The organism is Pseudomonas sp. m6p (assembly GCF_055760375.1).
Window position 1 is genome coordinate 6,731,331 of sequence record NZ_CM147084.1, and the last position, 10,908, is coordinate 6,742,238.

The following is a 10,908-nucleotide window of genomic DNA, read 5'->3' on the forward strand; positions in this document are numbered from 1 at the left end:
GGAGCCCGCCGCCATGGACATCCTTTATCAGATCCGCGCTCGTCAGGATTCCTTCAGCGCCGGCGAGGGCCGTATCGCCCGACTGATGCTCGACGATGTCGGTTTTGCCGCCTCCGCCAGCCTCGAAGAGCTGGCGCAACGGGCCGAAGTCAGTACCGCCACGTTGTCGCGTTTTGCCCGTACGGTGGGCTGCCGCGACCTGCGCGATCTGCGCCTGCAACTGGCCCAGGCCAGCGGCGTTGGCAGCCGTTTTCTTGACCCGGCGGGTACCCCTGAACAGTCGGCGTTCTACGGGCAGATTGTCGGCGATATCGAAACCACGCTGCGCCAGCATCTGGCCGGGTTTGACGAATCGCGCTTCGCCGACGCGGTGAAAATGCTCGGCCAGGCTCGGATGATTCACGCGTTCGGCATGGGCGGCTGCTCGACCCTGTGCAGCGATGAATTGCAGGTACGCCTGGTGCGCCTCGGCTACCCGATTGCGGTGTGCCACGACGCGGTGATGATGCGCGTCACCGCCGCCAGCCTCAATGCCGAGCACGTGCTGATGGTCTGCTCGCTGACCGGCATCACCCCGGAGCTTTTGGAAACTGTCGAGCTGGCGCGCAACTATGGCGCGCGCATTCTGGCCATCACCCGCGTCGACTCGCCGCTGGCCGAACTGGCCGACATCGTCCTGCCGCTGCAAGGCGCGGAAACCTCATTCATCTACAAACCGACGGCGGCGCGCTACGGCATGTTGCTCGCTATTGATGTGCTCGCCACCGAGCTGGCGCTGGCCAACCCTGAAGACAATCAAGAACGTCTGCGGCGGATCAAACTCGCCCTCGACGAATACCGTGGCGGCGACGATCACCTGCCGCTGGGAGACTGACATGCTGTACGACACGCTGATCCGCAACGCCACCGTTATCGATGGCAGCAACACGCCCGGCTACCGCGCCGATGTGGCGATTCTCAACGGCCGTATCGAACGTATCGGCGATTTGCACGATGCTCGCGCCACAGAAGAAATCGACGCCGCCGGCCGCGTGCTCGCCCCAGGCTTCATCGACGTGCACACCCACGACGACACGGTGGTCATCCGCCAGCCCGAGATGCTGCCCAAGCTCAGTCAGGGCGTGACCACGGTGATTGTCGGCAACTGCGGGATCAGTGCCTCGCCAGTCAGTTTGCAAGGCAATCCACCGGACCCGATGAACCTGCTCGGCACAGCCGCCGCATTCGTCTATCCACGTTTCAGCGATTACCGCGCCGCCGTCGAAGCGGCGAACACCACGCTGAACGTCGCCGCACTGGTCGGTCACACCGCGCTGCGCAGCAATCACCTCGACGACCTGTTGCGCACCGCCACGCCAGACGAAATCGCCGCCATGCGTGAGCAATTGCGTGAAAGCCTTGAGGCCGGCGCGCTCGGTTTATCCACAGGCCTGGCCTACGCCAGCGCCTTCAACGCTTCCACCGATGAAGTGAAGCAACTGACCGAAGAACTGACCGCGTTCGGCGCGGTGTACACCACCCATCTGCGCAGTGAATTCGAGCCGGTGCTGGAGGCGATGGACGAAGCGTTCAGCATTGGCCGTCACTCGCAATCGCCGGTGATCATTTCCCACCTCAAATGCGCCGGTGTGGGTAACTGGGGGCGCAGTCCGCAGCTGCTCGCGGCGCTGGAGGCCGCGGCGAAAACCCAGCATGTGGGCTGCGATTGCTATCCCTACGCGGCGAGCTCTTCGACGCTGGATCTGAAGCAAGTCACCGATGCCCATCGCATCACCATCACCTGGTCGACGCCGCACCCCGAGGTCAGCGGCCGCGACCTGATCGACATCGCTGCCGAATGGAGCGTGCCACTGCTCGACGCCGCCAAACGCCTGCAACCGGCGGGCGCGGTGTACTACGGCATGGACGAGGCGGATGTACGAAAAATCCTCGCGCATCCACTGTCGATGGTCGGCTCTGACGGACTGCCGGAGGACCCGTTCCCGCACCCACGCCTGTGGGGCGCTTTCCCACGAGTACTCGGACATTTCAGTCGTGATGTCGGGCTGTTTCCGCTGCACACCGCCGTGCACAAGATGACCGGTCTGTCGGCGGCGCGGTTTGGCTTGAAAGAGCGCGGCGAGATTCGTGAGGGCTATTGGGCGGATCTGGTGTTGTTCGATCCTTTGACGGTGCGCGATGTGGCAGATTTCACTGATCCGCAGCGGGCGGCACAGGGGATTGATGGGGTGTGGGTCAATGGTGTGTTGAGTTATCGCGATGGGCAGGCGAGTGGTCGCCGGGAAGGGCGGTTTCTGGCGCGGGACGGGGATTTGCGTGACAACTTTCGCTGACGATTCGCGGAGTACGTCACAGTGATGGCACATTGCAATTAAAGAAAGCCATCGCCAAGCCGAATTGCTGACATCCAGCCCCGCTAAACGCTTGGGCCAACCAGTCAGGGAGCACCCCATGAGCTTCGGCAAAACCACCCCGATCCTGCGGATCTTCGATGAAGCCAAGGCGTTGGAGTTCTACGTCGACTTCCTCGGCTTCAAGATCGACTGGCAGCACCGTTTCGAAGCGAATTTCCCGCTGTATCTGCAGGTGTCCCGTGGCGAATGCGTGCTGCACCTGTCCGAGCATCACGGCGACGCGACGCCGGGCTCGGCGTTGCGCATCGAGACCGACGAGCTGGAGGCGTTTCAGCAGCAGTTGCAGGCCAAGGATTACAAGTTCTCGCACCCACAGATTCAGGCGATGCCGTGGGGCAGTCAGGACATGACGATTGCTGATCCGTTTGGTAATCGGTTGGTGTTCACCAACGCGATCAGTGTCTGAGTCGAGCCATACAAAAAAAGCGCTGCCAAACCATTAAGGTGGCTACTGGCGCCATCGCTGGCAAGCCAGCTCCCACAGTGATCGCGTCGTACACAAAATTTGTGCTTTACCAAGAAACCTGTGGGAGCTGGCTTGCCAGCGATGAGGCCAGAACAATCACCCCCGATGCATCTGCCGAAACTCCCCCGGCGGCATCCCGCGCCGGCTCTTGAAGGTTCGGTGAAAAGAGCGCGGCTCGGTAAACCCCAGATACTGCGCAATGTCCTGAATCGGCAACGTACTGTTGAGCAAATAATGCTCCGCCAGCTCTTGGCGCAAATCGTCGAGAATCTGCTGATACGACGTCCCCGCCTGATGCAACTGCCGCTGCAACGTGCGCACCGACACCGCGAGCTGCTCGGCCACCTGTTCCTTGCGCGGCAAGCCTTCCTTGAGCAGCTGACGCAGGATGCTTTTGACCCGCTGCTCCAGCGACGCATCCTCCAGCGTCGCCATCAACCCCATCGCATGTTCTTCCAGGGTGCGCAGCAACTGCGCGTCGGCCTGGCGCAGCGGTAATTGCAGATACGCCAACGGCACGATCAGCGCCGAATACGCTTGCTCGAACAGCACCGGGCAATCGAAAAACGCTTCGTACTGCGCCTGACTGGCGTCTGCCGGGCACGGGTGTTCCAGCCACACGGCGGCGGGCGACATCTGCGTGTCGGCAATCCAGCGCGCATATTGCAGCCATGAACCAAGAACGTTTTCCACCAGATGCCGGCGAATCCGCGGACGCTCGTAGCGGCAAGTCCAGATCAGATGCACGTGACCGTCCTGCACGTCGGCGCGGCTGACGCCCATGTCGCCCACCAGCTTTTCGAACGGCATGATCCGGCTCATCGCATCGCCCAGGGTCGCGCAGTTCATCGTGATGTAACCGAGCACGCTCCAGGAATTGGGCAGGACGAAGTTTGCCGCGTTGAGACCAAACAGCGGATCGCCCGAGTGCTCGCAGAAATAATCGAGCAGGCGCTCATGGGTTTCGCCCGGCAGGCGCAGGCTGTTGTCGCTCAGTTGCTGCGCCTGCAAACCGGCAGCGGCCAACGCCGGCTCGATGGCCATGCCCAGTTGCTCGGCATGGCGCACGTATTTGAGCAGCGGCGGAACCGAGGTGAAGCCGAGCGATTGCATGATCCGAATCCCTTGATCAAGGCCTGCGTGAGCGAATGAATGCCTGAAAGGTAATTTGAAACCCCGACTAAAGTAAATGGCTGGCACTTGCGCGACGTTTGACTCAATTGGCTACTCGAACTGGCCGGATGCGACCGTGACACTTTTTGGCCGCTGACTAGTATGGAGGCCTGCAATATCACTGATCAGACTGCATAAGAAGGACAGACGTATGCGACGCTGGAACGGCTGGGGAGATGCAACCACGGTGGTCGAACTGCCGGCCCAGGGTGCGAGTTTTCTCCATGAACGGTTGGGGGCCGGGCGCGCGCTGCCCGATGCGACGCTGGAGGCAGCATTGGCGCGGGTGCCGGTCTCGCGGCTGGCGGCGCACGCCTTGTACAGCGTTGATGCCCATGATCGTCTGCTGCACGCTCGGGGCCAGAGTTTGCCGGACTGGCTGGCGCTGCGCGAAGGCGCGCTGGGCAACTATCCGGACGCGGTGGCGTTTCCGGAGACCGCCGTGCAGATCCGCCAATTGCTGGCGCTCGCCCATGAGCAGGACCTGTGCCTGATTCCCTACGGCGGCGGCACCTCGGTGGCCGGGCATATCAATCCGCCGGATTCGGCGCGACCTGTAGTGACCGTGTCGCTGGCGCGGATGAATCGTCTGATCGACCTCGACGAGCAGAGCCAACTGGCGACGTTTGGCCCCGGTGCCAGTGGCCCGCAGGTGGAAAGTCAGTTGCGCGCTCGCGGTTACACGCTGGGGCATTTCCCGCAGTCGTGGGAGTTGTCGACGCTGGGCGGTTGGGTCGCCAGTCGCTCCAGTGGTCAGCAGTCGTTGCGCTACGGGCGTATCGAGCAGTTGTTCGCCGGCGGCACCCTGGAAACTTTCGCCGGGCCCTTGGAAATTCCGACGTTCCCAGCTTCGGCGGCGGGGCCTGATCTGCGCGAAGTGGTGCTCGGTTGCGAGGGCCGTTTCGGGATCATTTCCGAGGTCAAAGTGCGGGTCAGTCCGCTACCCGCCGATGAGCGTTTTTACGGAGTGTTCCTGCCCAGTTGGAGCAAGGCGATGCAAGCGATCCGCCAATTGGCGCAGGCACGAGTGCCGCTGTCGATGCTGCGTTTGTCGAACGCGGTGGAGACCGAAACCCAACTGGCGCTGGCCGGGCATCCGCAGCAGATCGCCTGGCTGGAGAAGTACCTGAACCTGCGCGGCGCCGGTGAAAGCAAGTGCCTGCTGACTTTCGGCGTGACCGGCAACCGTCGGCAAAACGCGTTGTCGCTGAGTCAGGCGCGCCAGCATCTGAAAGCCTTCGGCGGCGTGTTTACCGGCACCTTGCTCGGCAAGAAGTGGGCGCAGAACCGCTTCCGTTTCCCCTACCTGCGCGAGAACCTGTGGAACGCCGGCTACGTCGTCGACACCCTGGAAACCGCCACCGACTGGAGCAACGTCGATAATCTGCTCAACCTGATCGAAAACAGCCTGCGCGATGCCTTGGCAGCGCAGGGCGAGCGGGTGCATGTGTTCACCCATCTGTCCCACGTTTACGGCGAAGGCTCGAGCATCTACACCACTTACGTGTTTCGCCCGGCTGCGGATTATCCGGCGACGCTGGCGCGCTGGCAGGCGCTCAAGCACGCGGCCAGCCAGACCATCGTCGACAACCACGGCACCATCAGCCACCAGCATGGGGTCGGCAAGGATCACGCGCCGTACCTGCCGCGCGAAAAAGGCGCGCTGGCGATGGATACCTTGCAGGCGCTGAGCAGGCACTTCGATCCGGCCGGGCGCCTCAACCCCGGCACGCTGATGCAGGAGTGACGATCATGCACCCGGACTGGAACGCCGCGTGGCGCCAGCAAACCTTGCCGACATTGGCCGACGCAAGCTGGGATCTGATCGTCATCGGCGGCGGCATCAGCGGTGCCGGCATTCTGCGCGAAGCGGCACGGCGTGGCTGGCGTTGTCTGCTGCTGGAGCAACGGGATTTCGCCTGGGGTACCTCCAGCCGGTCGTCGAAAATGGTTCACGGCGGATTGCGTTATATCGCCAAGGGCCAGTGGCGCCTGACCCGCGATTCGGTGCGCGAGCGCCAGCGCCTGCTCGACGAAGCGCCGGGGCTGGTGGAGCCGATGAGTTTCCTGATGCCGCACTATCGCGGCGGCTTTCCCGGGCCGCGTGTGCTCGGTGGCTTGTTGTCGGTGTATGACGCGTTGGCGGGACGGCGCAGCCATCGTTTTCATGACGCGCAGCAACTGCGTTTTCTCGCGCCGGGGGTGAAGGAAAACCACCTGCTCGGCGGCACCTGTTTTATCGATGCGCTGACCGATGACGCACGGCTGGTGATGCGCGTGTTGCGCGAAGCGCGGGCTGATGGCGCAGTGGTGCTCAACGGGGTGCGCGTCGAACATTTGCTGCGCGAAGACGGCCGGGTGTGTGGGGTGCAGATCGAGGACTGTGAGGCGGGTGGGTCGCGGCAATTGCGTTGCGGCGTGCTGGCGGTGGCGACCGGCGCGTGGGCTGAGCGCCTGCGTTTGCCCGAGGCTCCGCGACAACTGCGGCCATTGCGCGGTAGTCATCTGCTGCTGCCGGGCTGGCGTTTGCCAGTGGCGCAGGCCTTCACGTTTCTGCATGCGCGCGACCGGCGGCCGGTGTTTGTTTTTCCGTGGGAAGGGGCGACGGTGGTTGGCACTACGGATCTCGATCATCGTGAGGATCTGGATCAGAGCGCGAGCATCAGCGCTGAAGAGCTCGACTATCTGCTGGCGGCCTGCACGCAACAATTTCCGGGTGCCGAAGTGACGGCGAGCGATGTGCTGTCGACCTGGTCCGGCGTGCGTCCGGTGGTGGGCAGCGCGGCGGGTCAACAGCAAGGCAAGCCGTCGAATGAAACCCGTGAGCATGTGCTGTGGCAGGAGCCGGGTTGCGTCACGTTGGCCGGCGGCAAACTGACGACGTTTCGCCCGCAAGCCGTCGAAGTGCTCAAGGCCTGTGCCGACATGCTCGGTCGCTCTTTCGAAGATGATGGCGCCGCCGTTTTTGCCGCCGTAGCGCCACTGACCATTCCCGGACTCAGCCCGCAACAGTGGCGACGGCTGGCCGGCAGGCACGGTCGCGATCTGCCGCGACTGGCGCAGTTGATCGCCGAGTTGGGCCACGAAACGGTTGGCAACACTGACACCTTGTGGGCAGAACTGGCCTTCGCCTGTGAGGCGGAAATGGTGCTGCACCTCGATGATCTGTTGCTGCGCCGCACTCGTCTGGGCCTGTTGCTGGCGCGTGGTGGCGAGGCGCATTTCGCCGCCATCCGCCAACTCTGCCAGCCCCGCCTGGGCTGGGACGATGCACGCTGGCAGCAAGAGCTGCAGCGTTACCGGGCGTTGTGGCAACGTCACCACGGCCTGCCGGATGCCACGCCTTGAGGCCCCTTGAAGAGAGCGCCATGGATAACCACTCGAACAAGCGCTACCTGCTGGCGATCGACAACGGCACCCAGAGCGTGCGCGCATTGCTCTTCGATTTGCAGGGCAATCTGCTCGGTAAAGGCAAGGTCGAATTGCAGGCGTACTACTCGACGCAGCCGGGCTGGGCCGAGCAGGACCCGCAATATTACTGGGCGAAACTCGGCGAGGCCTGCCAGCAGCTGTGGGCGCAAACCGGGATTGATCGCTCGCAGATTGCCGGGGTGTCGCTGACCACCCAGCGCGGCACGGTGATCAACGTCGATGCCGAGGGCAAGCCGCTACGCCCGGCGATTCTGTGGCTCGATCAGCGCCAGAGCGACGTCGAGGGCGGGATCAAGGGACCGTGGGGCTGGCTGTTCAAACTGGTCGGCGCGCAGGCCACCGTGGATTATTTTCGCGCTCAGGCAGAGGCCAACTGGATCGCCAGACACCAGCCTGAAGTCTGGGCGGCGACCGACAAGTTTTTGCTGCTCTCGGGGTTTCTCACCCATCGCCTGTGCGGGCGCTTTGTCGACTCGGTCGGCTGTTGCGTCGGCTACCTGCCGTTCGACTTCAAACGCCTGAAATGGGCCGCACCCAGCGACTGGAAATGGCGGGCGCTGGCGGTGCGCCCGGAGCAATTGCCGACCTTGCACAAACCTGGCGAAACCCTCGGCTATATCACCGCCGAAGCCGCTCGCCATACCGGCATTCCCGAAGGTTTGCCGCTGATTGCTGCCGGCGCTGACAAGGCCTGCGAAGTGGTCGGTTCAGGCGTGGTCGATGCGAGCACCGTGTGCCTGTCCTACGGCACCACCGCGACCATCACCAGCACCCGCTCGCGCTATCTGGAAATCGTCCCGTTGATTCCGCCGTACCCCTCGGCGGTGCCCGACCAGTACAACTGCGAGGTGATGATTTATCGCGGTTACTGGATGGTCAGCTGGTTCAAGAATGAGTTCGGCCTGCGCGAAATGCAGCAGGCGCAAGAGCAGGGCATTGAACCCGAGCAACTGTTTGATGCGCTGGTCAACGCGGTGCCGCCGGGATCGATGGGGCTGATGCTGCAACCGTACTGGTCGCCGGGGATTCGTGAGCCGGGCGTCGAGGCCAAGGGCGCGATGATCGGCTTCGGCGACGTGCACACCCGCGCGCACATTTACCGGGCGATTCTGGAAGGGCTGGCGTATGCGTTGCGCCAGGGCCTGGAGAACATCGAGAAGCGCTCGAAGGTGTCGGTCAAGCGTCTGCGGGTGGCCGGTGGCGGTTCGCAGAGTGATGCGGCGATGCAGCTGACGGCGAATATTTTTGGTCTGCCGGCGGAGCGCCCGCATGTGTATGAAGCATCGGGGCTGGGCGCGGCGATCTGTTGTGCAGTGGGGTTGGGATTGTATGCGGATTTCCCCACGGCGATCGCTGCGATGACGCGAGTGGGCACGGTGTTCACGCCGCAGCCCGAGGCGCAGCAGGTCTATGAGCGTTTGTACAACGAGGTGTACCTGCGCATGTATCGCCAGCTCAAACCGCTCTATCAGAGCATCCGCAAAATCACCGGTTACCCCGCCTGAAAAAACACCACCAATCCCCTGTAGGAGCTGCCGAAGGCTGCGATCTTTTGACTTTGATTTTTTAAAAACAAGATCAAAAGATCGCAGCCTGCGGCAGCTCCTACAGGGGCGTGTTGGGTTTAAAGGAACATGCCGCCCGATGCTTCGACCCGCTGCCCGTTGATCCACTGCGCACCCGGCGCCAGTAGCATCGACAGTGCGCCACCGATGTCATCCGGTTGCCCGGCGCGTCCCAGTGCGGTGTTGCTGGCGACCATCGCGTTCAACGCTGCGTTGTCGCGCACCGCGCCGCCACCAAAATCAGTCTCGATAGCACCCGGCGCCAGAATATTCACGCCGATCTGCCGCGCCCCCAGCTCCTTGGCCTGATAGCGGGTCAGCACTTCCATCGCGCCTTTCATCGCCGCGTAGGCAGCGTAGCCCGGCAGGCTGAAGCGGGTCAGCCCACTGGAAATGTTGATGATACGCCCGCCGTCATTGATCAGCGGCAGCAGTTGCTGAGTCAGGAAGAACGGCCCTTTGAGCTGGATGTTCATCAGCAGGTCGAACTGTTCCGGAGTGGTTTCGGCGAACGCCGCATGCACGCCAATCCCGGCGTTGTTGATCAGGAAGTCGAAGCGCGGACGATCAAAGTGCTGCAACGCCTGCTCAACCCGCGTGGCGAAATCGGCAAAGCTGTCGCTGCGGCCCACATCCAGTTGCAGCATCACGGCTTTGGCGCCGCGTTGTTCCAGTTCAGCCACCAGCGCCTGGGCTTCATCGGCGCGGCTGTTGTAGGTGCCAATGATGTCCACGCCTTCGGCGGCGAGGTGCAGGGCGGCGTTCTTTCCCAGGCCACGACTGGCGCCGGTGATCAATGCGATTTTGCGGCTCATGTGAAATCCTCGATTGCGGTGAGTGGTGATGAGCAAAGTTTATTTATCCGCCGTGGGGTGATAAACAGGCTGAAACCGGAATCACTGATCGGCTTGGCCGAACAATCAACGGGTGTCCTCATGAACAAACTGGAATTGCTGCGCACCTTCGTCCGAGTCAGCGAACTGTCGAGTTTTACCCTGGCCGGCGAGAGTCTCGGGCTGCCGCGCTCGACGGTGTCCGAGCATGTGCAGGCTCTGGAAAGCCTGCTTGGCACGCGCCTGTTGCAACGCACCACGCGCAAAGTGCAGGCGACGCAGGACGGTCTTGTGTTGTACGAACGCAGCAAGGATCTGCTGTCGCACATGGACGAGATCGAGGGGCTGTTTCGCCAGGATCCAGCGTCGCTGAGCGGGCGGATTCGTGTCGACATGCCGAACATCCTCGCGCGGCGCCTGATCATGCCGCTGCTGCCGGAGTTCATGGCGCGCCATCCGAATCTGGAGCTGGAGATCAGCAGCACCGACCGCCGTGTCGATCTGCTCAGCGAGGGCTTCGATTGCGTGGTGCGCATCGGTGCGCAGCCGGATCAGTCGGTGGTGGCGCGGCACTTGGGCGACTTCCCGATGATCAACTGCGCCAGCCCCGCGTACCTTGAACGCTATGGTGTGCCGCAGACCCTGGAAGATCTGGCGCAGCATCGACTGGTGCATTACGTCGGCGTGCTCGGTTCGCGCTCGGAAGGGTTTGTGTATGAACAGGACGGTCAGGTGCGGCGCCTGCCGATGGCCGGCAGTGTCACGGTCAACAGCACCGATGCCTATGAGTCGGCCTGTCTGGGCGGGTTCGGCCTGATTCAGGTACCGCGCACCGGCATGCAGCCGCACCTGGACACCGGAGAGCTGGTGACGGTGCTGCCGCAGTTCACGGCACCGGCGATGGGCATTTCGATCCTGTACGCACGGCAACGGCATTTGCCGCTGCGGGTGCGGGTGCGGGTGTTCATGGAGTGGTTGGGGGAGGTCATCCGCTCGACGCTCTGACCGACTTCACCTGTAGGAGC

At 62.9% G+C, this 10,908-nt stretch carries 9 protein-coding genes; 7 read left to right on the forward strand and 2 right to left on the reverse strand.

Translation table 11 applies throughout. From position 1 onward, the window contains the following. Positions 1-13 precede the first annotated feature (13 nt). From ACYZUM_RS30635 to ACYZUM_RS30645, 3 genes are all read left to right on the forward strand, one after another. Positions 14-874 carry a MurR/RpiR family transcriptional regulator gene (locus ACYZUM_RS30635; RefSeq protein WP_108181611.1) on the forward strand — a complete coding sequence of 287 codons (861 nt, stop codon included), beginning with the start codon at positions 14-16 and terminating at the stop codon, positions 872-874. A gap of 1 nt (position 875) precedes the next feature. Next, on the forward strand, positions 876-2,333 hold the full coding sequence (locus tag ACYZUM_RS30640; RefSeq protein WP_108181612.1) for an N-acyl-D-amino-acid deacylase family protein: 1,458 nt from the start codon (positions 876-878) through the stop codon (positions 2,331-2,333). A gap of 118 nt (positions 2,334-2,451) precedes the next feature. Continuing rightward, the gene (locus tag ACYZUM_RS30645; protein WP_041066674.1) at positions 2,452-2,820 is read left to right on the forward strand and encodes a glyoxalase superfamily protein; all 369 of its coding nucleotides are present in this window, start codon (positions 2,452-2,454) and stop codon (positions 2,818-2,820) included. Positions 2,821-2,976: 156 nt separating this feature from the next. On the opposite strand, the gene gliR is transcribed toward ACYZUM_RS30645, so the two are convergent. Continuing rightward, the gene (gliR, locus tag ACYZUM_RS30650) at positions 2,977-3,993 is read right to left on the reverse strand and encodes an AraC family transcriptional regulator GliR (protein ID WP_108181613.1); all 1,017 of its coding nucleotides are present in this window, start codon (positions 3,991-3,993) and stop codon (positions 2,977-2,979) included. A gap of 211 nt (positions 3,994-4,204) precedes the next feature. On the opposite strand from gliR, the gene ACYZUM_RS30655 reads away from it, so the two are divergent. The 3 genes from ACYZUM_RS30655 to ACYZUM_RS30665 are packed head-to-tail and all read left to right on the forward strand — an operon-like array spanning position 4,205 to position 8,990. Continuing rightward, positions 4,205-5,800, forward strand: a complete 1,596-nt coding sequence (locus ACYZUM_RS30655; RefSeq protein ID WP_108181614.1) for an FAD-binding oxidoreductase — start codon at positions 4,205-4,207, stop codon at positions 5,798-5,800. A gap of 5 nt (positions 5,801-5,805) precedes the next feature. Further along, a complete protein-coding gene (locus ACYZUM_RS30660; protein WP_108181615.1) occupies positions 5,806-7,401 on the forward strand; it encodes a glycerol-3-phosphate dehydrogenase/oxidase in 1,596 nt (531 codons plus the stop codon). A gap of 20 nt (positions 7,402-7,421) precedes the next feature. Next, positions 7,422-8,990 (forward strand): FGGY-family carbohydrate kinase, encoded by a 1,569-nt coding sequence (locus ACYZUM_RS30665; protein WP_108181616.1) that lies wholly within the window; start codon positions 7,422-7,424, stop codon positions 8,988-8,990. Between the two features lie 119 nt (positions 8,991-9,109). Here ACYZUM_RS30665 and ACYZUM_RS30670 read toward each other — a convergent pair whose 3' ends face one another. Beyond that, a complete protein-coding gene (locus tag ACYZUM_RS30670) occupies positions 9,110-9,865 on the reverse strand; it encodes an SDR family NAD(P)-dependent oxidoreductase (RefSeq protein ID WP_473061007.1) in 756 nt (251 codons plus the stop codon). A 120-nt stretch (positions 9,866-9,985) separates the two neighbouring features. On the opposite strand from ACYZUM_RS30670, the gene ACYZUM_RS30675 reads away from it, so the two are divergent. After that, positions 9,986-10,888 carry a LysR family transcriptional regulator gene (locus ACYZUM_RS30675; protein WP_473061006.1) on the forward strand — a complete coding sequence of 301 codons (903 nt, stop codon included), beginning with the start codon at positions 9,986-9,988 and terminating at the stop codon, positions 10,886-10,888. The last annotated feature ends 20 nt before the right edge of the window (positions 10,889-10,908 follow it).